The following is a 21,204-nucleotide window of genomic DNA, read 5'->3' as shown; positions in this document are numbered from 1 at the left end:
AAAGACCCCGGCTCGGGAGAGAAAGCCTGGTCGGGGTTGAGGAGAGACAGGTCCGATGCGGCTCGATCAACGGTCTGTGCGGAGCAGACGGTGGTGATGCCGAAACGGCAGAATACGCAGCCCTCACGACGGCGACGGCATCCCGGTGCTATGACGCCCCCGTCGACGAAGAGAGGGGATGAGGACCGTGCGTCGTGCTGTCGTGGTGGGCGGGCTCGTTGGCCTGACTGTGATCGCTGCTGGAACGGCGCGTGGAGCGCTGGGTCAACAACGATGATCTCGCCCCGTGTGTGCCCGAGGGGCACACCTGCGTGATGCCCTACCCGACCAACATCTTCTATGGCGTCCCTGGCAAGCTGGTCGGCCGGCCCTTCCCGAAAGGCGGACAGATCGCCTGCAACAACCAGAACTTCGGCGATCCGGCCCCGGGCCAGAAGAAGGTCTGCTACTACGCGCGGCGCGCGAAGCGCTGAGCTCGCGCGCGGGACGGGGTCGGGCCGCCCGGCTGGCTGGCCTGGTAGAAGCGTGGAACGCTCAGCCCGGATTCTCCGTTTCGAACGGCCGCTGCCCGAAACGGGCAGTTCAAGTGTCAGAAGGGAGACTGCATGACACGCCTGCTTTCCGCTGCCACGGCCCTGGCCCTGCTCAGCACGGCTGCCTTGGCGCAGACCACGGTCACCACCACGGATACGACGGGCACGATTGAACTCGCGCCGGCGCAGCGCACGGTGATCAAGAAGTATGTCACCGAGCACCGTGTGGCGCCTGCGCGGATCAAGGAGCGCGTGACGGTTGGCTCGACAGTGCCGGCGGATGTGGAGTTCCACACGCTGCCTGACACGATCGTCACCGAGAACCCGCGCCTGAAGGGCTACAGCTACTTCTCGACGGGCGAGGACACCTACATCGTCGACCCGCGCACCCGGCGCGTGATCACCACCATCGACTGAGCCGAGCAGGCCGCCAAGGCATCGGCGGCCTCGCCTCTCGCGGTCACTGGCGCCATCCTCGTCCGAGGCGCCAGGCCCGTATGCGGTATCGAGTCATCCTGGTCATTGTTGCCGCCGGGCCATCGGATTGGCTGTCGTTCACGGAAGGACAGTCGGTCAGGCGCAGCTTGACCAGGCCCGTGCCGTTGATGCTCGGGACCGGGACGGGCTCGGAAATCCGGCAGCCCCCTCGGTTACGCGATCGCGGGCGGCCTTCGCGTGCCGCAAGTGCTCACATTGTTCACGATCCCGGTCGTTCATCTCTCCATGGATCGGCTCAGCCGTGCGCTCGCGCCATGGCGGAAGCGAGCGTCAGAACTGAACGCAATGTGTTCGCCGACGGCGGACAACTCGGGCATCGTCTGCGATGAACCGGCATCCGCTTCGTCGGATAACGCTCTGGAGCCTCCCCGCCGGAGTGGAGGCCGGTTCGCCGCCAGGGAGCGCATGCCATCAAAAGCCTGGAGCCGTGCCCAATCCGGCCGGATCGGGCACGGCTCCAGGTGATGGGCCCATGGATGGGCTCATGCGCCTCGACAACTTGACTGTAGCGGGATCTGGAACTTCATCCGGTCTTTGTAGTTCTAGGCCCGCATGACACCGCAGTAGGAGGAGATCATGCGGCAACACCTTGCTTGGGCAGTGATCGGAGCAGCCTTGGCTTCGGCTCCTGCGCTGGCGCAAACCAGCACTGCTCCTGATAAGGGGCAGTTCATCACCCAGGAGCAGCCGGGACAGTGGCGCGCGACGAAGCTGAAGGGGCTGAACGTCTACAACCAGAACAATGAAAAGGTCGGCGACATCAACGACATGCTGGTTGATGAATCCGGCCGCATACAGGCCGTAGTGGTCGGCGTCGGTGGTTTCCTCGGCCTGGGCGAGCACGACGTTGCGGTTCCCTTTACCGCAATCAAGTTCTCGAACGAGGCTCGCAGTACAGTAAGCGCGGACAGGACGGTCACCACCCCTGCTGACACGACGGGATCGACAACCGTCATTCCGCCCAGCGATCGTGCGAGCCGCGCCACCCCCGATCATGCTGTCCTTAACATGACCAAAGATGAGCTGAAAGCTGCACCCGAGTTCAAGTACTCGAGGAAGTGAAATCTCGACCCGCTCTGACTCGTGTCATTGTGGCCTGCTTCGATCTTGGATTGGAGCGGGCCATGGTTGCACCCTTTGCTGCAGCGCTCCGCACCGAGCCGGCCTCCGCTTCGGCGGAGGGCATTCCAGAGCGGAATCCGGTCACGGCGGACCAGATGTCGCTCTCGGTGCCGGAGCTTGCCGAATCGTCTCCAACGAAACGGGATCCGCTTCATCGGAGACGATGCTCTCCCAGCAGGGTGGCGGGCGGAGCCGCGCCACCCTGCTTGGATTCCTTCGATTCCGCATCGTTTGCCGAACCGTGGGACACTTCGGCGAATGATGCTGAGAGCAGAATCCGTTCACGGTGGACCGGCGTCTGCCTGAGCCTTTGAGCTTGCCGCATTGTCTGCGACGAACCGGATCCACGTCGTCGGACAATGCTCTAGATGCGCCCTAACACTACGAGGATGATGACGATGACGAGGATCAGTCCGACCACGCCGCCGGGCGCGTAACCCCAGCTCGCATTGTAGGGCAGTCCAAGCGGCAAGGCGCCGAGTAGCGCCAGGATCAAGATGATGATGAGGATCGTGCCGAGACTCATGGTCGCTCTCCTGCCGAGCGTTCAATCCCGTCAGGAACTTTCCTCGGGCGATTGAGTTCCGCGAACGCGGCGGCACATTCTTGTGCCGACCACGTCGAGCGGCATGTCGTCTCGGAACCTGCGATCAGGGCCACGGCATCGATGTCGCCCGCGATGCGCGAGGATGGTCGACCCCCGCACCTCGCCTACAATGAATGGCGTACCCTGCGCGGGAGAAATCGATGGCCGGAGACCGTGTCGTTGCAGCGGGCCTGATCCTCGCCGTGCTCACATCATCGGCGTGCCTCGCTCAATCGGCTGTGCGTTCAACCGCTGCGAGTGACATGAACTTTGCCTATATGCCGCCCAAGCTTGCGGTGGCCGGGCCTCCGTCTCAGGCGGGCGTCAAGAGACCGGAACCTACCAAAGGGCGGCTTCCGGACCTGCAGCTCGGCATGAGAGGTGGGAAGATCGTGCGGGACATCTGCATCGGCTGCAACCCATGAGCTATGGCAGCGGCAGATTGCGAGTGGCGGTCTCGCGGCCGTCCTGACGGGTGATCGATCGGCGGTGTCTCGGCTGGTTCCATGGCCCCCGCAACGGTCGGGTCTCGGAACCGGAAGCCGACCGGTGATACGCATTGCGCGGTGTTTCACGGCCGCGCCTCGAACGGGGATGTCCAGGCGAGGCAATCGATCGGGCTGCGCTCCGCCGCTCCAGAGCATTATCCGACGAAGTGGATGCCGGTTCGTCGCAGACAATGCGGCACAATCAAAAAGCCAGAGCGGCATCCGTTCCAACGTGAGCGGATGCCGCTCTGGCGCCTCAAGATCGCCCCGTTCTGGGTGGCACTTGCGCTCCGGGAACGACACGGTCTGGGCCGGAGCCAGGGGCGCGATGCGGGACACCGACGGGCGGCAGGCCCGGTTCACGATCTGTCGCATGAGAGCGTTCTGCGCCGAAGTGGATGCCGGTTGGGCGCAAGAGAGCGCGACACGGCACGGCCCCGGCGCGCCGGTGAGCGGCAGGCCCCCCGCCCTGATGGGCCGATCGCGAGCGGGCCGGCGCTGACAACACCCGATGCGCCGCGGCATCATTCATATCGGCACGCCGAGAACCGGCACCTCCTCCCTGCAGACGCTGCTGTTCGGGCATCGCGACAGGTTGCGGGAGGCGGGCATCCTGTATCCGGAGCTGACGCCGCGCTCTGCACCGCTTCCGCATCTGAGCCATCAGCATCTCGGGGAGACCCTGAACGGACGTCGGCCGCGGTACGAGCGACGGGAACTGCTCGCCCGCCTCGATCAAGCGTTGGCGACAAGTGCAGCCGATGTGGTTCTGCTCTCCTATGAGAGCCTCTGCCTGCTGCCGCCGTGGCATCGAGCGCCGGACCTTCTCTGCGGCGTTCTCGAACGCCATGGCTTCAGGCCCGAGATCCTGATGACGGTCCGCCCGCAGGCGGCCTATGTGCAATCCCAGTACACGTGGCGGATCCAGTTCCTTCAGGAGGCCCGCCCTTTCGCGGCAGCGTTCAAGACAGAGCTCCACCTGCCGCGGTTCGACTACCTGCGATGCCTTGAGAACTGGGCGCGCGCGACGGGGTGGCGTGTGCATGTCGTGCCTGTCCGGGATCGGCGGTCGAAGGCGTCGCTGGTTGAGCGGATCGCCACCGAGCTGGGCTTGGCCGACCGTCTGGTTCCGCTTCTGGCGCCGGCAGATTTGGCCTACCGCACGAACCAGAGCCTCGGCCCCGTGGCGACCGAGGTGTCGCGTCGCCTGCGGGCGAGCGGCGCCGCATGCACGCAGACGCTCGCTCGGGACGTCACCATGCGTATCGACGCCCTCTCTCGCGAACGTGGCCTGGACGCCGAGCCGTTCCAAGCTCTCGATCCTGCGATGGTGGACCGGGCATCGGATGCTTACCGTCGCACGAACAACATCCTGGCACGGCGGGTCTGGGGGACGGACTGGATCGATCGCGTCGATGATCTGCGTTGCTCTGCAATCAATGAAATTGTGAGTTTGGAATCCATATCTTCATGGGAGCCGCAGATCGATGACATATTGCGCATGGTGTCAGATGAGTTCGGAGCGCGGATTTTCCATGGAATGTCAGCCATAAATAAATTGTCGAAACTCGTGGCAGCAGGAGTTTTGCGGTTTTCTAGAAAGATATAGCCGATTGAAGTTCCGGTTGCCTGTGATGCTGCTGGTTCTGCGTTACCCGCGGCGGCATGGGGCGGAGCGGTCCGCTACCGGCGCACCACAAGATCGTCGGGTGCGACCTGCCGTGACCGGATGAGGAGGCTCAGATCAGGTAGAGCGTATGCGTTCCATGAAATACTTTCGGGCAGTTTTCTTTCCAAACGAGATCATGCGCCTCTTCGACGGAGATGCGGCGCTCCAGCGCGATCTGCTCGACCGTTTTCCACTGCTTGTCCAATTTGCGCTCCATGTATCTCCTCACCTAACGATCGCATCGGCCGGGTGTTCCTGACGCGGCGCCGTGCCCGGGCGGGCGCTCTCGCGCCGGGACCCTGGTGAACCACCTCGCAGCCTGGGCCGGGGTTGGCCGGCGGCAGCCTTCGACGAGACGCGCTGCTTTGTCGGGAAGGCGCGATGCCCTGCTCGTGCCGATCGTCCCGAGAGGCATTGAACCCGCGGGCGGCCCCGACAGTTGTCGAGACCACGTTTACGGATCCGGCTCGCGCGAGGACATGACCCGCCCCTGGCAGCTGGCGTTCGGGCTCCTGCTCACCGCGCTCGCCGGCTACGTCGATGCGCTGGGTTTCATTCGGCTCAGCGGGCTCTACACCTCCTTCATGAGCGGCAACACGACCCAGCTCGCGGTCTCGCTTGGCCAGGGAACGGTCGCTCGCTCCACCATGCCGGCGCTTCTGGTCATCATGTTCCTGGCTGGCTCCATCCTCGGCAGTGGCCTGTCCATGGTGACCCCCATGCGCTGGGCAACCCCGGTGGTGCTGACCTACGAAGCCCTCCTCATCGTTGGTGCGCTCGCTTTCGGCCTTGCGACGCCCGATCTCGGTCTCGCCTCCTTGTTCATGGCGCTCGCCATGGGATCCCAGAATGCCGTGCTTGGCTCGGTGGAGGGATTTCGCGCCGGCACCACCTTCGTCACGGGCGCGCTGCACAGCCTGGGACAGAATATTGCGGCTGCGCTGACCGGGAGGGGGGCGGTCTTCGCCTGGATCGGCGATGCGGCCGTGTGGGCCGCTCTCTTGATGGGGGCATTCTGCGGGGCAGTGGCTTACGATGCCCTGAACCTCTACGCGTTGATCCTTCCGGCCGGCCTTGCGGGTCTTCTCGCCGGTGCTGCCGCGCTGTTCACTGTCGCGCGCTCGCCGCAACCGCCGGCAGCATCATCTGCTCAGTGATGCTCACGGCCAGCCATTCCTCTCCACCGCCATGCCCGGCCCGGTCGGATCACGGCTCTCAGGTCTTGCAGTCACGCGCTCCCTTGCGCCGAACCGGCCTCCACTTCGGCGGGGAGTGCTCTCGCCGAAGCAGCAGGTCATGGCGCCCACAGGGCCTGCCCAGCACGGTCGGCCAGGCTTGCCGACGGAGGATCTGATGCGGCGCATGACCGAAGCGCTAGCGCCTGATGCAGCGCACAATGCAAAACCTGATCCGCGCCCATGGAACCAGATGACAGGAAGCTCTTTATCTTCATGTCACACCGAACTGGCAAATCTCTGGATAGCTTGGCCGGGTGACAACCATGGATTGTCAGGGGAAAACACCTGATCCATGGCATGGTAAGCTTGACATCAATAGTGGAAAGGCAAAATCTGCGTACGATACACTGCTCTTTGAAATCTCGGGAAATACGATGGCGCCCGGCAAGGCTCTGATCCTGTGCCGGGCGCGCTGCTGCGATGCACCTGGATTGCGGCAACGAGGGCGAAGCTGCGGATCGCGAGACATCCCGGCGATGCGGGACGCTCTGGAGATCTGCGCCGGAAAGGACGCAGGCAGACTGGCTGGGGCACGGGGCCGGCCCGACGACAAGGTCGTGGGGCAGCAGTCCGAGCCGTGACCGGATGAGCAGCCCTGAATCGGCGAAGGCCGCTCATGTAGAGCGGACTAATCCTTTCGGCATATACCAATCGACATCATCGGCCGAACGGCCTAGGTTGGCGGCGAAGCATGATAGGCGGAGGGCCCCGGCACGATGCTGCGAACGATCGTCACCCAACCGGTCCGTGGACGGGCACAGGTCGCGGGGCGGAGAGTCGCGCCACCGACGCTCCCGCTCGCAGGTCTGCTGGCGATCGGGGCGATGGGCGTCCTGCTCTATGGCGGTCCGATCGTGCTCGCGTGGATGGGCGAGCCCCCCGCCATGATGACATGGCTGGTCGGTCGGTGAGCGCATCACCAAGACGACAGGCTGCCCTGGGAGCGGCCTTCACGCCCGCGCGACAACGCGGGTCGTTGACGGTTCGCGATCGATCGCCCATCGAGTGCGAGAGGTATCGCGATACCGCGCCCGGCTGTCCGGCACGGTGTAGCGTCGCCTCCAAATGGAGGCTTGGATGAGCGAGATCGAAGAGCTTCGGGCGAGGGTGGATGTGCTTGAACAGGAGACGGCGGCCTACTCGGCCCTGTTCGGTGCGCTCGGGCGCCTGCTGGGTCCGCAATTCCTGGAGACCGCCGCAGACATTACTCAGCTCACCGGGGCTCATCCCGCAGCGCGCGGCCTGGTCAGCAAGCGAATGACGGAAGCCTTGCGGATCATCGACGACCTCCGGCTGATTGCAGAGACCAAGCCATAGAGGACCGTATCGTTGAGCGGGGGCGGCATCCTCGGTCTCATCGTGACGGTATGCTGGCACCACATGAGCCGGCTGCGAGGCTGATAGGGTCCGGCATGCGCGCCGCTCCCATCCTGATCCTCGCATTGAGCGTCCAACCCGCTTGGGCCGACTGCACCGGCGCCACGGATCGCTACAATACGGCCGTCGAAGAGGTGGCGTACCAGCTCAAGCGGTACGCACGCTGCGTCCGCGACAGCGACGGGGCGGATGATTGCGCCATGGAATTCGGCCGATTGCGCAACTCCCAAACCGACTTCGAAGGCGCCGTCGCCGACCGCCAGAGCGAGTGCCGCTGACGGCCTGGCCCCGCTGCGGCGGACCAGACAGGGCTGAAGGGAGCCGCCGGCTGCATGCTGCCGAGGGGAGGGGATCCCAACGGCGCGATGGCAGAACCGTGTCGGATCCGGCTGAAGCGCGTCGCCCAAGGGGTGGTGTCGCCGGGATGGCGGCCGGACCGGGGCCTTCCAATGGCTCAGCCACCCATCATCTGCCGCTGCCCGCGGCTCGGCAACCGGCACACCATGCCGGTAAAAGAAATGCCGGTCCGGAATGCTCCCGGCCGGCAGTTGGGGCCTCCACAGTGTCGAACTGAGGATGGTCATCGCCGTAGCCGATTCGTCGGGATGATCAGTTAACTTATGTCACAACGGGCCGCCGATCGTGCCGTATGTGACTCGAAATCCGGAACAAATATTGTCAGTATTGAAGGTAGAAGGTGTAATCTCGGAGCGGGCCTCCGGTCGCGCGACCGACGGCGCCGCCGCATTTGCGCCTTCGTGATCATGGCGCGCGGCCGGCATGACGCCCTGGGTCGCACGGATGAACTGCCTGCCCAGGGCGCTCCACTTGTCCGGAGTAACGCAGCGCCCTCCAGCGCCGGTCCGGCCCCTGCTGCCCTATTCCGACGCGTCAGTCTTGCGTGAACGGCCGCGTCCCTTCTTGGTTTCGGCGGGCGTATTCACCTTGGCTTCGTCCGTCGCTCGCTTCTCGGCCGCCTTCCGGCGCAATTGGCCGAGGCCCAGGCTCTTGGCGAGTTCCGACCGCTGCGCTGCATAGTTCGGCGCCACCATCGGGTAGCTGGCCGGCAAGCCATACTGCTGGCGGTACTCGGCAGGGGTCAGGCCGTTCTTGGTCAGGTGCCGCTTCATCGACTTGTACGGCTTGCCGTCGATGAAGCTGACGATGTGGTCTGGCGTGATGGACTTCCGGATCTGGGCGGCGGTCGGCTTCGGCGTCTCTTCCGCGGCAGGCACGGAGGGTTTGCCCAGTTCGCCGAGCGTCCGGCTCACTGCCGCGATCAGGTCCGGCAGGTCGGCCGGACGAACGACGTTGTTCGAGACGTACGCCGAAACAATGTCGGCGACCAATTCGATCGTACCTGCCTCAGACTGCGACGTGGGAGCGCCTGCTTCGTCATTCATGGATAAAATCTCCTAAACGACTTAGGTCTTGCGGCGGCTGCTCCGGCAGTCAATACTGTAAAGAGACAACCCACAGCCGAATCTACAGGCGACTGCCAAATTGGGGTTGTCAATCGAGCCGATCTCATCACTACGTAGGTAGTTGCCGACATGCCCGCTTGAGCTGCGGCGGCCAATAATGCCGCCGCGCGCCCGTGTCGTTCACTATTTCCGTCGACCCAATCCAGTGGCCTTGGCGAGTTCCGAGCGCTGAGCGGCGTAGTTGGCGGCGACCATCGGGTAGTCTTGCGGAAGACCCCACTTCTGGCGGTATTGCTCGGGCGTGAGCCCCCGTGTGCTCAGATGCCGCTTGAGCGACTTGTAGGGCTTGCCGTCCTCCAGGCTAATGATGGCGTCCGGCGTGATCGTCTTCTTGATCGGGACCGGCGGGACGGGCTTCTCGGGTTCCGGCTCGGCTGGCCGAGCGAGCTTGCCGAGCTGGTCGTAGACGCTCCGGATCAGGGTCGGCAACTCACCTGCGGGCAGGTTGTTATGAGAGACGTAGGCCGAGACGATCTCAGCGACCATCGTGACGGGACTAAGCTTAGATGCGTACTCGTCGCTCATGGGAGATACCATGGGGTTGCACACGGGGCGGTTTGTCGCGCTCTCGCAAGAGAGTCAAATTAAATCGACAGCCTAACTCGCCGGCATCGATTGTTTTCGAGTTCGAGTCTGGCCGGCAGCAATCTCCGAATAGGATGCGGGCTTCTGCACTCGATGCCGCGCGGCGGTCCGAATACCTTGAGCACAGGTCCGGTCAGGCCCGCCCCTCTCGCGATCCGGCGGCTGTGTGGACGGCGTGCCGCGATGCCGCGCGGGCGTTGGAGCATGTCTCGACCCGATCCTCCTGCCCGGGGCGGCCGGGCGAGAGGCTGGCGAGCCCGCGGCTCCGTGCGATGACGATCGGGGAGGAATCGAGGGCGGCAAGGTCGGACTTGGCGGCGCGCGAGTTCCGGGAAGCCTCGCTCTCCTCCGATCCCCATGATCTCGATCCCGGCCGCCTCGGTGGGCCGGCGGCCTGAACCATCGTGCCCGACCGGCAGCCCGCGCCGGGGAGCGGAAGTCGTGATATGATCGGGGCCGGCAGGGAAGCCGCGGAGGCGGCCCGATGAGTGCAATGGACGTTGCGATCCTCGCCGTGCTGGTCCTTCTCGGCTTGAGCGTGGCGAATGCCTGGCGCAGCCTGCGCCGTCGGCGGCAACGGAACCTTGCTTCGGCGCTGGTCGGCGAGATCGTCGCTGTTCTGCGCGCGATCGAGACCCACGATGTTCTCGCCCGGCTCGATCACGTGGCCGCGGCTTTCGCCTCGACCGCAGGGCCCACGCTCCCCAGGATCCCCGCCACGGTCTACCGGGCCTATGCGGGGCGGCTCGACCGGCTCGACGCGCCGCTTCCGCGTAAGATCACCTACTTCTACACGCGCCTCCAGATGCTGCAGGGCGATCTGGCGACACTGAACCTGCGGCAGATTCAGGACCGACCGGCGGTGTCCGCCGCCGGATTCGCGCTCGAACTGGCCAGGGACCTGCGCGACACCCTCGCCGTCGGTGATGAAATCCTGAGGGACCTGCGGCCGCTTCTTGCGCGGCGCCGGCTCCATGTCCGCCTGCGCCGCACCATGGTTTCAACGACGCGGGCGTATCGGAAACTCCCGCGCGCAACCCTGCGTCACCCCTTTGCGCACCGCGCTCCCGGTGGTCCGATCTGGCAGTGGCGGCGCGCTCCTCTCTGAGGCTGCGATCGGTCAGTTCCAGCGTGAGCAGATGCTTTCCGCCGATGCCTCTGATTTTCGGCGGATCAATCAGAAATTCTTCCGTTTCTCGATTCAGGTCGTAACGACATACTCAACCTGCCTGGGCGATCCGCACCGGATTACCGGCATTGCCCCGGACGGATTGCATGATCTCACTGGACGATCCGTATCTTTTTGTCGGCCACTTTGACGAGTTTCGGGCACGACACAAGAAGCCTGATGTCGTCGTAGTCCCGATCACTTCCTGCATTCGGCGGCCTGTCCTCCCAGCCATAGTACATGAACTTTCCTTCCTCGCAACTGGTTGTAGCCGTTTGAGGATCGTGAGTGACATGGTTGTTGGGCAGGATTCCGCCTTCCGACTGCGGTTTGCATGAAGTTGTGCTGCCACAAATGATTGTTTCGAGGATAGGATTTTTATCCATGTTAATTGGTTCCTTATAATTTGAACTGTACACTTTATAGCCTTTCATATTCATGGTTTGCCTGCGGGTGCCGGTATCGATCACGACATCTGTATAATACTCGTACACACTCTGGTATTTAGCATCCCACTTTGTCGGATTTGTGCGTGCGTCTCTTACGTTGCGCAGCATATAGCTGGGCGCTTCATTGTCGCCGCAGGTGGGGGGCGCGTAATCACCGTAATTGCTAGGGGGTGTTGCGTTGTCTGCAATGGGAGTGATCCCTCTTCGGCCACCGTCGGTCTCTGCCTGTCGCTTGGGGTCGGAGGAGAAACAGTACATATATATGCGGTTATAGTCGGCCGCCTCTGGTGACAAGAGCGATAGGGTTGGCGGTTTCGTTTCGTACCGAGGCGGAATGCGGTTAGCAACGGTCACGGCCGAAATTTCAAATTGCTTTGACTTGCCTGAAAGCAAATGAATCAGAATTGTATTGATTTTCGTGGAAATGGTAAGCTTATAGCTTGATCCGTCCAGCCATTCGCCCTTGATCGTGTAGCCTCCGCTGCCGCTGCGGTCGCCCAGCCTTGAGATGAGTTGATTCTCTGCCAGCTTGAAGCTCCGTTCGGCAACGGTGGGGGTATCCGCGTCAGCGACCAGCAGGGCTGTGGCATCGCTGATCGACTGCAGAACGTCTCTGACGCGCCTGGCATTGGCGTAATCAAGCGCAGCGCCCGCGAGCCCAAACAGCGGGATCATCGCCGCCGCGAAAATGAGTGCGACCGCGCCACGATCGCATGAATGGAAATGACGATAGACAACCGACATCGGGCCGACCCCTGTGCTGCGTTGCGGCGCAACCTAATCGTGAAGAAGTGGCGAAAGTGTTGACCTGTTCATACAGAGCCCGGGTTTGGCTGCACATTTCTCAGCGTCACAGGTCGACGATGCCGCTCCCGGCGCGGCGTCGGACCGGGGGCAAAGCGCCGCGTGAGCCCCGGGCGGCCGCATCCCCGCCCAGGCCTGCTCCGAAGCCGGCCTGACCGACGCCGCATGAACGGTACGCGCCGCCGTCCGGCCGCCGGCGCCACGGCGCCCCCGGATGACGAGCGGTCGGGTCGGATCAGGCGGCATCGGCGGCCCGCGATTGACCGGGATGGCGGCTCTCCCCAATCTACCGCCTCCGCGATCCGCCCCAGATGCCCGTGCTCGAACTCGCCGCCGCTCTGATCCTCATCCTTCTCAACGGCGTGTTCTCGCTGTCCGAGCTCGCCGTGGTCTCGGCCCGAAAGGCGCGGCTGCGGGTCATGGCCGAGCAGCGCCGGGCCGGCGCGCGCGCAGCCCTCGCCCTCGCGGAGGAGCCGGGCCGGTTCCTCTCCACCGTCCAGATCGGCATCACGCTGATCGGCGTCTTGGCTGGCGCCTTCTCGGGCGCCGCTCTCGGCCAGCGGGCGGCCGAGCTGCTGCAGGATTTCGGCCTCGCGCAGGGCCTCGCCCAGACCATCGGCTACGGGCTGGTGATCGGCGCCATCACCTACCTGTCGGTGGTGGTCGGCGAACTCGTGCCGAAGACCCTCGCGCTGCGTGCCCCCGAGCGGATCGCCTGCATGGTCGCGCGCCCGACGAGCGCGGTCTCACGCGCGGCCGGCCCGGTGGTCTGGTTCCTCGATGCCTCCACCCGCCGGATCTTCCGGCTGTTCGGCATCGACGCGCGGGCGGACGAGGCGGTCACCGCGGACGAGATCCGCGCCGTCGTGGCGGAAGCCGAGACCGCCGGCGCCATCGAGACCGACGAGCGGCACATGATCGGCGGCGTGCTGCGCCTCGGCGACCGGACGGTACGGGGCGTGATGACGCCCCGCACGGACGTGACGTGGCTCGACCTCGGCGACACGGAGGAGGCGATCCGCGCGGCGCTCCTGGCGACGCCCCATGCCCGCCTGCCGGTGGGCGAGGGCGGCCCGGACGAGATCATCGGCGTGGTCCAGCTGCGCGACCTGCTGCCGGACCTGCTGCGGGGGCGCCCGCTCGACATCCGGGCGCATGTCCGGCCGGCCCCCGTGGTGCCGGACCGCCTGGGCGCGCTCGACGCCCTCGCCGTGCTGCGGAAGGCCGAGGTGCCCATCGGGCTGGTCCATGACGAGTACGGGCATTTCGACGGCGTGATCACCCCGGCCGACATTCTGGATGCCATCGCGGGGGCCTTCCGGGCCGATCTCTCCGATTCGGATGAGGCGGTGCGGCGCGAGGACGGCTCCTGGCTCCTGTCCGGCTGGATGCCCGTCGACGAGATGGCCGACCAGCTGCGGGTGCCGCTGCCGGACCGGCGCGACTACGAGACGGTGGCCGGCCTAGAGCCGCTCCCGATCAGGTTGAAGCGTAAGCATCATCCTCGTATCCAGCAGCTGTGAAGTAGTTGCGGCACTCAGCCGGCGAGAAGCATTTGAAGGCTTGGTGGATCGCCGCCCAGAGTTCACTGACACTGCGGGCCGCCGCCCTGCGCAACAGCGCTTTCAGCTTGGCGAAGGCCTGCTCAATCGGGTTGAACTCAGGTGAGTACGGAGGAAGATAAAGCAGCCGGGCCCCGGTTGCCGCGATCGCCTCGCGCACGCCGGCCACCTTGTGAGCGCCCAGATTGTCCAGGATCACGGTGTCGCCGGGTCTCAGGGTGGGGACCAGGGTGTCGGTCACGTAGGCGCGGAAGCGTTCGCCCGTCACAGGGCCGTCCAGCAGAGCGATCGCGTCAGGCCCGCTCGTGCGCAGCCCGGCAATCACAGTGGTGGTTTTCCAGTGCCCTGCGGGTGCCGCGAGGCGGCAACGCTCGCCGCGCGGGGCCCAGCCGTAGCGGCGGACCATGCTGGTGGTGGCGGCGGTCTCATCCAGGAACACCAGTCGCTCCGGATCCAGCTCAAGCTGGCCGGCAAACCACGCCTCACGAGCCGCCTTTACATCCTCCCGCTCCTGCTCAGCTGCGTACGTCGCCCTTTTTTCCGCGTGATGCGGTGCCGGGCGAAGAAGCGCGACAGGCTACTGCGGCTGACCGGAACGCCTTGCTCCTGGAGCGTCTCGCAGAGCTCATGCAGGAAGCTCTGCGGGTGGGCTTGGTAGGTCTGCAGGATGAGCTCGGCATGAGCCTCGATGCGCTGCGAGCGCTGGTCGCCGCCCATGGGCTTGGGCGTGACATCTCCCTGGCCCTCCTGCTGCCTGGACCAGCGGCTGACGCTGGCCACGCTGACCCCGAAGCGCGCGGCGGCCTGATGGCAGGAGGCGCCTTCTGCAACGGCCGAGACGACGCGCTGGCGCAGGTCGACAGACAAAGCTGAGGGCATGGGCCACCTCCGTTGAGCCGCCCCCCCGGGGACCGGCCAACGCGTTGCCATCACCACGGTTTCAACCCGCTCGGACCCCGCTCTAGTGATCGCGGCGCTCCGGCGCCTGCCGCGCACCGGCGAGGCGGTCGAGGTCGGCGGCTGGCGCTTCGAAGTCATCGACATGGACGGTCGGCGCATCGACAAGGTGCTGGCCACGGCCCTGGGGTGAGGATGCGGGGAGAGGTCCGCGCCGCGATGGCAGCGCTTCCGACGATCGCCGCCTCGGTTCCGGCGGCGTCCGGCGCGGGCCCGCGCGCGCCGGCGAGTGGCCGGCCGGCGCGCGACCCCGGCCCGGGATCCGGTCGGGCACGCTTCCGCCATCCGGAGCCTGGAGCATTTTCCGACGAAGTGGATCCCGGTTCGTCGCAGAAAATGCGGCACAATCAAAAACCTAAGCAGATTTCGGACAAGTGCGTTGCGGTTTTCCGTCAAGAACCTGCGACATATCGAAAGCCTCAGCGGACGAAGCGGTGGCACGCCCCGCCAAGTCTGCTTGGGCGCTCGGCCTCTGCGGCGCAGCCAAGGGCAGCGGATCGATGTGCCCCGCACGTGTGACCATCCGGATCGCGGCCCTTCTGGGTCTGGCGTGGTGTGTCTTCGCCGTCTCTCCGATGCTGGCGGTCTATCAGCTTGCCCGCGCCGTGCAGGACAGGGACACGGCGGCCCTGCTGGAACGGGTGAACTTGCGGGCCGTGCGGATGTCGCTCCTGCGCCAGGTGGCGGCGCTCGTGCGGCCCGGGGGAGCCGAGGGCAGGCCGGTCCTGTCCCTCTCCGGCATGGCGCTCGCCCAGGCGGCCGAGCCGGTCGTGGCCGAGCTGGTGACGCCGGCCATCCTGATCGACCTGCTCGACGACGGCTGGGTCGATCGGCTGGGCAAGGCTCCCGCCCCGCAGGGCGTCCTGCGGGTGGTGGGCTGGGGCAGGGCGTGGCCCCTGTTCATGGCGGTGGACCTGCACGGCTTCCGTCGCTTTACGCTCCGGTTCCCGTTGCGCGGCAGCGCGGAGCCGCGCTTCGTGCTCCATTTCCAGCTGCGGGACTGGCGCTGGCAGCTGCACGGGGTCGACCTGTCGCCGGAGCTGCTCGCGCAGGTGGCGCAGGAGGTCGCGGCCCGCAGCCGCCTGACGGTGACGGTCCCGGACAGCCGGATTCGTTAGGCTCGCGGCCAATCGGCTTGACAGCAGGTTGACGTGAGGTACGAGACACCCGACCTGTTCCGGACCGGCATTTCGCAGGGGCGGGTGTTCCCCGAATCCCGAACCCGGTGTAAGCTTAAGCCGATGCGACTGGACCGGCACCTCGCGAGCCTGATGGCGGCGATGATCATTACGATCATCGCCTTCCTCGCGCCGTCCGCCGTCCAGGCTCACGACGGGCATGCGCACCATGCCAGCCGCCTGCAGGCCGCGGTGCAGATTCCTGCCGCCGAGGTCCGGGCTCCCGGAGCCGGCCCGGTATCGTCCTTCGCGGTCCGCATCGCGGGCCCGGCCTGCGCCGGAATCGCCAGCGCGGCCGTCGAACCGGCGGGCGACCGGCCCGACGATCCGGGCGCCTGCAAGGCGGTATGCTGCGGGACCATGGCGTGCTGTGCCACGGCCGTCCCGGCCGTCCCACCGGCCCTGCCGATCCTCGCCTTCCGGCATGTCTCGGCGGTTCCGCCCGACAGTGTCGCGCGGCCGGGCATCGGTCCCGATACCCTGCCGGAGCCACCCCGAACCCTCGCGTAGTGCTGGGCGCGCCTGAAGGCGCGCGACGGCCGGATTGCGTCCGCTCGTGCGGGCGCGCCTCCGGTGTTCTGGTCTCACGCGAGGATCCCGTTTCATGTCGACCCGATTGGCCGCCGCCCTTACAGCGGTGGCGCTGGCCGCCGCCATACCGGCAGGGGCCGCCCATGCCCACGAGGGGCACGACCACGGCGCCGCTCCGCCGCCGGTCTCGAAGAGCATCGCCCCGCGCGGCGAGGCGCTCTCGGACGCTTTCGAGCTTGTCGCCGTCCCGCGCGACGGCAGCCTGACCCTCTATCTCGACCGCTTCCGGACGAACGAGCCCGTCTCCGGCGCCACGATTGCGGTGGAGGCCCCCGGGGGGAGCCGGGTGGCGACGGCCGCCGGGGAGGGCACCTATACGCTCCCGGCGCCCTGGCTCGCCAAGCCCGGCCGCCACGACCTGATCGCGACCGTGACGGACGGGGATGCGGCGGACGTCCTGATGCTGTCGGTATCCGTGCCGGACCCAGTGCCCGCGCGCGAACCCGCCGCCGGCAGGCCGGCATTCGTCGCGGGCGCGTCGTCCCTGGCGGCGGAGTTCGGCGCCCGGCTGACCCGCAGGGACCCGGTCCTCGTCGGCAGCGCGGCGACGGCCTTCCTCCTCGGCGTGATGGTCTCGGCGCTTGCGGGACGGCGCCGGGCGGCCGCCGTCATCCTCGCTACCCTGGTCGTGACGGCGGTCCTCGGCACAGCCGCCTTCGCGCATGGCGACGAGGATCACGGCGCGGATCGGCGAGGCGCGGCGCTGGTCGAACCGCCGCGGGCCGCCGGCCTCATGGATCTCGCCCAACGCCTGCCGGACGGCGCCGTGTTCGTGCCGAAGCCCACCCAGCGGCTCCTCGTCCTGCGCACGATTGTGACGGAGGAGGGCCGTTTCCGCCGCAGGGTCGAGTTGCCCGGCCGCATCGTCCCGGACCCGAATGCCAGCGGCGTCGTGCAATCCTCGGTCGGCGGCCGCCTCTCCCCGCCGCCCGCGGGCGCCTTCCCGCGCCTCGGGACGCGCGTGCGCAAGGGCGACGTCCTCGCCTTCGTCACGCCGCCCATCCAGGCTGTCGACCTCTCCGATATGCGCCAGACGCAGGGCAATCTCGACCAGCAGATCGCCATCCTGCAGCGGCGGGTCGAGCGCTACACGCGGCTCGCCACCACCGGGGCCGTCGCCCAGACGCAGCTCGATGATGCGCTCGCCGAGCTCAAGGGCCTGCAGGACCGCCGCTCGGCCCTCGACACGGTCCGCCGCGAGCCCGAGGCCCTGATGGCCCCGGTCGACGGCGTGGTCGCCCAGGCTGCCGCCGTGGCCGGCCAGATGGCCAATCCCGGCCAGATGATCTTCCAGATCGTCGATCCCGGCCGGCTCTGGGTCGAGGCCCTGAGCTTCGACGCGCTCGCCGCCGCGCAGGAGGCGAGTGCGCGCCTCGCCGATGGGCGCATCCTGAGCCTCGCCTACCAGGGCTCGGGCCTCGCCGACCGCAACCAGGCCATCCCGGTGCAATTCGCGGTCCGGGGCGACACGGGCGGGCTGCGGATCGGTCAGTTCGTCACCGTTCTGGCGGGGATCGATGCGGAGCGCCAGGGCCTCGCCCTGCCGCGCGCGGCAATCGTGCGCACCGCCAACGGGCAGGATGTCGTCTACGAGCACACCGCCGCCGAGCGCTTCGAGGCCCGTCCCGTCCGGGTCGAGCCCCTCGACGGCGCGCATGTGCTGGTCGCGGCGGGCATCGGCGCGGGCCGGCGCGTCGTCACCGAAGGCGCCGAACTCCTCGATCAGGTGCGCTGAGGAGCCGGCCCATATTCACGTTCCTCGTCAGCCAGTCGGTCCGCAACCGCCTGCTCGTGATCGCCGCCGCTATCGTGCTGGTGCTCTATGGCGCCTTCACGGTCACGCGGCTGCCCGTCGACGTCTTCCCGGATCTCAACAAGCCGACCGTCACCATCATGGCGGAGGCGGAGGGCTATGCGCCGCCGGAGGTCGAGCAGCTCGTCACCTACCCGATCGAGACCCGCATGAACGGCCTGCCGGGCGTCAGCCGCGTGCGCTCGGTCTCCGGGGTGGGGCTGTCCATCGTCTATGTCGAGTTCGACTGGGGCACCGACATCTTCCGCAACCGCCAGCAGGTGGCCGAGCGCCTCGCCCTGGTACAGGACCAGCTGCCGCGCGGGGTGATTCCGCAGATGGGGCCGGTCTCCTCCATCATGGGGCAGATCCTGCTCGTCGCGGTCACCAGCGACACGGCAGGCCCGATGGAGATGCGCGAGGTCGCGGACTTCACCATCCGCCCGCGCCTCCTGACCATCCCGGGCGTCGCGCAGGTCATCCCCATCGGCGGCGAGGTGCGCCAGTTCCGCGTGAGCCCGAACCCGGCCGCCATGCGGGCGCTTGGGCTGACCAACGCCCAGCTGGAAGCCGCCCTGCAGCAATTCGGAACCAATGCCGGCGGCGGCTTCACCGACCAATATGCGCGCGAGTACCTGATCCGGAACATCGCCCGTACGACGAGCCTCGACGACCTGCGCAACCTCGTGGTCGCCACTGTCAACGACGTGCCCGTCTCCCTGCGGCAGGTGGCCGAGGTGGCCTTCGCCGCCAAGGTGAAGCGCGGGGATGCCGGCTATCAGGGGAAGCCCGCGGTCATCGTCTCGGTGGAGAAGCAGCCGGGGATCGATACGGTCGTGCTGACGAGGAACATCGAGCAGGCGCTGAAAGATCTCGCGCCCTCGCTGCCGGCCGGGATCAAGGCCGACCAGATCCTGTTCCGGCAGGCCGACTTCATCGAGACCTCGATCCGCAACCTCGAGCGGGTGCTGGTCGAGGCCGTCATGGTGGTGGCCCTGGTGCTGTTCGGGTTCCTGCTCAACCTGCGCACCACCGCCATCTCGCTCCTGGCCATCCCGGTCTCGGTGCTGACCACCGCGGTGGTGTTCCACCTGTTCGGGCTCTCCATCAACACGATGACGCTCGGCGGCCTCGCCATCGCCATCGGCGAGCTCGTCGACGACGCCGTGGTCGATGTCGAGAACATCTTCCGGCGCCTCGGCGAGAACCGGGCGGCGGGCAGCCCCCGGAGCGTCTTCGAGGTGGTGGTGGCGGCCTCCAACGAGGTGCGCTCAGGGATCGTCTACGCCACGATGATCATCATCCTGGTCTTCGTGCCGCTGTTTGCCCTCTCGGGCATCGAGGGCCGCCTCTTCGCCCCGCTGGGGCAGGCCTACATCATCTCGATCCTGGCGAGCCTCGTCACCTCCATCACCCTGACCCCGGTGCTGGCCTCGCTCCTGCTGCCGGGCCTGAAGAACCTGGAGGAGCACGACAGCCGTTTCCTCAAGGCCCTCAAGCGCGGCAACGCCGCCCTGCTGCATGTCGCCTTCCGCCACCAGCGCCTGCTGGTCGGGGGCGTTGCCGCCGCGGTGATCGCCGCCGGCGCCGCCGCCTGGAACCTGCCGCGGGCCTTCCTGCCGCCCTTCAACGAGGGCTCCTTCACGGTCAACATGACCTTCGCCCCGGGCATCTCGCTTGCCGAGAGCAGCCGGGTCGGCCTCATCGCCGAGAGGCTGCTCCTGGAGATCCCGGGCGTGAAGGCGGTCGGTCGCCGGACCGGGCGCGCCGAGCTCGACGAGCATGCCGAGGGCGTCCATTCCTCCGAGATCGAGGTCGCCCTGGAGGAGGGCGGGCGCCGGCCCAAGGAGGCGCTGGTCGCGGAGATTCGCCAGCGCCTCGCCGTGCTGCCGGTGGCGGTCAATGTCGGCCAGCCGATCTCGCACCGGCTCGACCACATGCTGTCGGGCGTGCGCGCCGAACTCGCCCTCAAGGTCTATGGCGAGGATCTCGATGCCCTGCGGCGCGTGGCCAACAGCCTGCGCGACCGGCTGCAGGCTGTTCCCGGCCTCGCCGACCTGCAGGTCGAGCGGCAGGTGCGCATCCCGCAGCTGGAGGTCCGGGTCGACTACACCCGGGCGGCGCTCTACGGGGTGCAGCCGGCGGCCGTTGTCGAGCAGATCAGCCGGTTGTCGAACGGCCGGGTGGTCTCGACCGTGGTCGATGGCCTGCGCCGCTTCGACGTGCTCATCCGCCTGTCCGAGACCCGCCGAACCACCGCGGGCCTCGGCGACCTGCTGCTGGAGACGCCCTCCGGCTGGGTTCCGGCGCGACAAGTGGCCGAGATCCGCGAGACCGACGGTCCCAACCAGATCCTGCGCGAGAACGCTCGCCGCCGCATCGTGGTGCAGGCCAACACGGACGGCACCAGCGACATGACCACCATCGTGGCGGCGATCCGCCGGGCGGTGGCGCAGGAGCCGATGCCGCCGGGCTTCTTCACCAGCCTGGAGGGGACGTTCCAGGCCCAGGAGGAGGCGAGCCGGACCATCGCGGCGCTCTCTAGCCTGTCGCTCGCCCTGGTCTTCGCCATTCTCTACAGCCGCTACCGCTCGGCCGCCCTGGCACTGATCATCATGGGCAACGTGCCGCTCGCGCTGATCGGCAGCGTCGCGGCGCTCTGGCTCGCCGGCCAGCCGCTCAGCGTCGCCTCGATGATCGGGTTCATCACGCTGACCGGCATCGCGGCGCGCAACGGCATCCTGAAGATCAGCCACATCCTGAACCTGGCGCTGCACGAGAACCTGCCCTTCGGGCGGGATCTCGTCGTGCGGGGCAGCCTGGAACGATTGACGCCGGTTCTGATGACGGCCCTCTCGGCCGGCGTTGCGCTGGTGCCGCTGCTCTACGATGCCGCGAGCCCGGGCAAGGAGATCCTGCATCCGGTCGCCGTGACCATCTTCGGCGGCCTGATCAGCGCGACGCTGCTCGACGCGGTTCTGACGCCGGTCCTGTTCCTGCGGTTCGGCCGCGCCCCGCTCGAGCGCCTGCGCTCCCACCCGGTCCAGACCCTCATGCCGGCCGGCACCGTCGCGCCGCCCCGGGAGGCGTTCTGAGCTTCCCTCGACGACAAGGAGAATTGTG

At 66.9% G+C, this 21,204-nt stretch carries 21 protein-coding genes and 1 pseudogene; 16 read left to right on the top strand and 6 right to left on the bottom strand.

The window, feature by feature from the left end; translation table 11 throughout:
- Window positions 1-251: 251 nt before the first annotated feature.
- The 3 genes from MNOD_RS26680 to MNOD_RS26670 all read left to right on the top strand — a co-directional run bounded on the left by MNOD_RS26680 (window position 252) and on the right by MNOD_RS26670 (window position 2,093).
- On the top strand, window positions 252-473 hold the full coding sequence (locus MNOD_RS26680) for a hypothetical protein (RefSeq protein WP_015932081.1): 222 nt from the start codon (window positions 252-254) through the stop codon (window positions 471-473).
- Window positions 474-605: 132 nt separating this feature from the next.
- The gene (locus tag MNOD_RS26675) at window positions 606-950 is read left to right on the top strand and encodes a DUF1236 domain-containing protein (RefSeq protein WP_015932080.1); all 345 of its coding nucleotides are present in this window, start codon (window positions 606-608) and stop codon (window positions 948-950) included.
- A gap of 657 nt (window positions 951-1,607) precedes the next feature.
- Window positions 1,608-2,093 carry a PRC-barrel domain-containing protein gene (locus tag MNOD_RS26670; RefSeq protein WP_015932079.1) on the top strand — a complete coding sequence of 162 codons (486 nt, stop codon included), beginning with the start codon at window positions 1,608-1,610 and terminating at the stop codon, window positions 2,091-2,093.
- 424 nt (window positions 2,094-2,517) lie between these two features.
- Here MNOD_RS26670 and MNOD_RS43980 read toward each other — a convergent pair whose 3' ends face one another.
- Window positions 2,518-2,679, bottom strand: a complete 162-nt coding sequence (locus tag MNOD_RS43980) for a DUF3309 family protein (RefSeq protein ID WP_015932078.1) — start codon at window positions 2,677-2,679, stop codon at window positions 2,518-2,520.
- Window positions 2,680-3,738: 1,059 nt separating this feature from the next.
- Here MNOD_RS43980 and MNOD_RS26665 point away from each other — a divergent pair.
- Window positions 3,739-4,836: a hypothetical protein gene (locus tag MNOD_RS26665; protein WP_015932076.1), complete on the top strand. Its 1,098-nt coding sequence runs from the start codon at window positions 3,739-3,741 to the stop codon at window positions 4,834-4,836.
- 130 nt (window positions 4,837-4,966) lie between these two features.
- On the opposite strand, the gene MNOD_RS47150 is transcribed toward MNOD_RS26665, so the two are convergent.
- The gene (locus tag MNOD_RS47150; protein WP_015932075.1) at window positions 4,967-5,113 is read right to left on the bottom strand and encodes a hypothetical protein; all 147 of its coding nucleotides are present in this window, start codon (window positions 5,111-5,113) and stop codon (window positions 4,967-4,969) included.
- 262 nt (window positions 5,114-5,375) lie between these two features.
- Between MNOD_RS47150 and MNOD_RS26660 the strand changes: the two genes are divergently transcribed.
- From MNOD_RS26660 to MNOD_RS26645, 5 genes are all read left to right on the top strand, one after another.
- Entirely contained in the window at window positions 5,376-6,053 is a 678-nt protein-coding gene (locus MNOD_RS26660; protein WP_015932074.1) for a YoaK family protein, read from the top strand.
- 196 nt (window positions 6,054-6,249) lie between these two features.
- Window positions 6,250-6,423: a hypothetical protein gene (locus MNOD_RS47145; RefSeq protein ID WP_157091563.1), complete on the top strand. Its 174-nt coding sequence runs from the start codon at window positions 6,250-6,252 to the stop codon at window positions 6,421-6,423.
- Between the two features lie 427 nt (window positions 6,424-6,850).
- Window positions 6,851-7,045 (top strand): hypothetical protein, encoded by a 195-nt coding sequence (locus MNOD_RS26655; RefSeq protein ID WP_015932073.1) that lies wholly within the window; start codon window positions 6,851-6,853, stop codon window positions 7,043-7,045.
- 166 nt (window positions 7,046-7,211) lie between these two features.
- Window positions 7,212-7,451 carry a hypothetical protein gene (locus MNOD_RS26650; protein WP_015932072.1) on the top strand — a complete coding sequence of 80 codons (240 nt, stop codon included), beginning with the start codon at window positions 7,212-7,214 and terminating at the stop codon, window positions 7,449-7,451.
- 95 nt (window positions 7,452-7,546) lie between these two features.
- On the top strand, window positions 7,547-7,789 hold the full coding sequence (locus tag MNOD_RS26645; RefSeq protein ID WP_015932071.1) for a hypothetical protein: 243 nt from the start codon (window positions 7,547-7,549) through the stop codon (window positions 7,787-7,789).
- 600 nt (window positions 7,790-8,389) lie between these two features.
- Here the strand turns inward: MNOD_RS26645 and MNOD_RS26640 are convergent.
- Window positions 8,390-8,914, bottom strand: a complete 525-nt coding sequence (locus MNOD_RS26640; RefSeq protein ID WP_015932070.1) for a Ros/MucR family transcriptional regulator — start codon at window positions 8,912-8,914, stop codon at window positions 8,390-8,392.
- Window positions 8,915-9,118: 204 nt separating this feature from the next.
- Complete coding sequence (locus tag MNOD_RS26635; RefSeq protein ID WP_015932069.1) at window positions 9,119-9,520, bottom strand: Ros/MucR family transcriptional regulator; 402 nt, start codon at window positions 9,518-9,520, stop codon at window positions 9,119-9,121.
- A gap of 574 nt (window positions 9,521-10,094) precedes the next feature.
- Here MNOD_RS26635 and MNOD_RS26630 point away from each other — a divergent pair.
- Window positions 10,095-10,688, top strand: a complete 594-nt coding sequence (locus MNOD_RS26630; RefSeq protein ID WP_244424568.1) for a hypothetical protein — start codon at window positions 10,095-10,097, stop codon at window positions 10,686-10,688.
- Window positions 10,689-10,861: 173 nt separating this feature from the next.
- On the opposite strand, the gene MNOD_RS26625 is transcribed toward MNOD_RS26630, so the two are convergent.
- Window positions 10,862-11,941 (bottom strand): TadE/TadG family type IV pilus assembly protein, encoded by a 1,080-nt coding sequence (locus MNOD_RS26625; RefSeq protein WP_015932067.1) that lies wholly within the window; start codon window positions 11,939-11,941, stop codon window positions 10,862-10,864.
- Between the two features lie 377 nt (window positions 11,942-12,318).
- On the opposite strand from MNOD_RS26625, the gene MNOD_RS26615 reads away from it, so the two are divergent.
- On the top strand, window positions 12,319-13,524 hold the full coding sequence (locus MNOD_RS26615; protein WP_083786693.1) for a hemolysin family protein: 1,206 nt from the start codon (window positions 12,319-12,321) through the stop codon (window positions 13,522-13,524).
- On the opposite strand, the gene MNOD_RS43975 is transcribed toward MNOD_RS26615, so the two are convergent.
- Window positions 13,481-14,442 (bottom strand): IS630-like element ISMno11 family transposase gene (locus MNOD_RS43975; RefSeq protein ID WP_076611772.1). Its coding sequence is split into 2 segments (ribosomal slippage): window positions 13,481-14,103 and window positions 14,103-14,442, totalling 963 coding nucleotides; the frame shifts between segments, so codons are not numbered across the junction. The two genes, MNOD_RS26615 and MNOD_RS43975, sit on opposite strands and share 44 nt — an antisense overlap.
- Window positions 14,443-14,524: 82 nt before the next feature.
- Between MNOD_RS43975 and MNOD_RS43970 the strand changes: the two are divergent.
- The 5 genes and pseudogenes from MNOD_RS43970 to MNOD_RS26585 all read left to right on the top strand — a co-directional run.
- Window positions 14,525-14,653, top strand: a pseudogene (locus MNOD_RS43970) (transporter associated domain-containing protein); the annotation flags it as partial.
- 301 nt (window positions 14,654-14,954) lie between these two features.
- Entirely contained in the window at window positions 14,955-15,638 is a 684-nt protein-coding gene (locus tag MNOD_RS41765) for a DUF2939 domain-containing protein (protein ID WP_157091562.1), read from the top strand.
- A gap of 123 nt (window positions 15,639-15,761) precedes the next feature.
- Complete coding sequence (locus tag MNOD_RS26595; RefSeq protein WP_043749485.1) at window positions 15,762-16,208, top strand: hypothetical protein; 447 nt, start codon at window positions 15,762-15,764, stop codon at window positions 16,206-16,208.
- A 94-nt stretch (window positions 16,209-16,302) separates the two neighbouring features.
- The gene (locus MNOD_RS26590) at window positions 16,303-18,024 is read left to right on the top strand and encodes an efflux RND transporter periplasmic adaptor subunit (RefSeq protein WP_015932063.1); all 1,722 of its coding nucleotides are present in this window, start codon (window positions 16,303-16,305) and stop codon (window positions 18,022-18,024) included.
- Window positions 18,025-18,035: 11 nt separating this feature from the next.
- Complete coding sequence (locus tag MNOD_RS26585) at window positions 18,036-21,176, top strand: efflux RND transporter permease subunit (RefSeq protein ID WP_043749480.1); 3,141 nt, start codon at window positions 18,036-18,038, stop codon at window positions 21,174-21,176.
- The last annotated feature ends 28 nt before the right edge of the window (window positions 21,177-21,204 follow it).

It is taken from the genome of Methylobacterium nodulans ORS 2060, from assembly GCF_000022085.1.
Lineage (GTDB): Bacteria > Pseudomonadota > Alphaproteobacteria > Rhizobiales > Beijerinckiaceae > Methylobacterium > Methylobacterium nodulans.
This window is presented reverse-complemented; position numbering and strand designations above follow the sequence as displayed.

Excerpts from the sequence above, each read along its gene's own strand:
- MNOD_RS26670 (WP_015932079.1), top strand. The coding sequence starts at position 1,608 with ATGCGGCAACACCTTGCTTGGGCAGTGATCGGAGCAGCCTTGGCTTCG.
- MNOD_RS26655 (WP_015932073.1), top strand. The coding sequence starts at position 6,851 with ATGCTGCGAACGATCGTCACCCAACCGGTCCGTGGACGGGCACAGGTC.
- MNOD_RS26635 (WP_015932069.1), bottom strand. The coding sequence starts at position 9,520 with ATGAGCGACGAGTACGCATCTAAGCTTAGTCCCGTCACGATGGTCGCT.
- MNOD_RS26675 (WP_015932080.1), top strand. The coding sequence starts at position 606 with ATGACACGCCTGCTTTCCGCTGCCACGGCCCTGGCCCTGCTCAGCACG.
- MNOD_RS26660 (WP_015932074.1), top strand. The coding sequence starts at position 5,376 with ATGACCCGCCCCTGGCAGCTGGCGTTCGGGCTCCTGCTCACCGCGCTC.
- MNOD_RS26590 (WP_015932063.1), top strand. The coding sequence starts at position 16,303 with ATGTCGACCCGATTGGCCGCCGCCCTTACAGCGGTGGCGCTGGCCGCC.
- MNOD_RS26640 (WP_015932070.1), bottom strand. The coding sequence starts at position 8,914 with ATGAATGACGAAGCAGGCGCTCCCACGTCGCAGTCTGAGGCAGGTACG.
- MNOD_RS26650 (WP_015932072.1), top strand. The coding sequence starts at position 7,212 with ATGAGCGAGATCGAAGAGCTTCGGGCGAGGGTGGATGTGCTTGAACAG.
- MNOD_RS26645 (WP_015932071.1), top strand. The coding sequence starts at position 7,547 with ATGCGCGCCGCTCCCATCCTGATCCTCGCATTGAGCGTCCAACCCGCT.
- MNOD_RS26595 (WP_043749485.1), top strand. The coding sequence starts at position 15,762 with ATGCGACTGGACCGGCACCTCGCGAGCCTGATGGCGGCGATGATCATT.
- MNOD_RS26625 (WP_015932067.1), bottom strand. The coding sequence starts at position 11,941 with ATGTCGGTTGTCTATCGTCATTTCCATTCATGCGATCGTGGCGCGGTC.
- MNOD_RS26665 (WP_015932076.1), top strand. The coding sequence starts at position 3,739 with ATGCGCCGCGGCATCATTCATATCGGCACGCCGAGAACCGGCACCTCC.
- MNOD_RS47150 (WP_015932075.1), bottom strand. The coding sequence starts at position 5,113 with ATGGAGCGCAAATTGGACAAGCAGTGGAAAACGGTCGAGCAGATCGCG.
- MNOD_RS43980 (WP_015932078.1), bottom strand. The coding sequence starts at position 2,679 with ATGAGTCTCGGCACGATCCTCATCATCATCTTGATCCTGGCGCTACTC.
- MNOD_RS47145 (WP_157091563.1), top strand. The coding sequence starts at position 6,250 with ATGCGGCGCATGACCGAAGCGCTAGCGCCTGATGCAGCGCACAATGCA.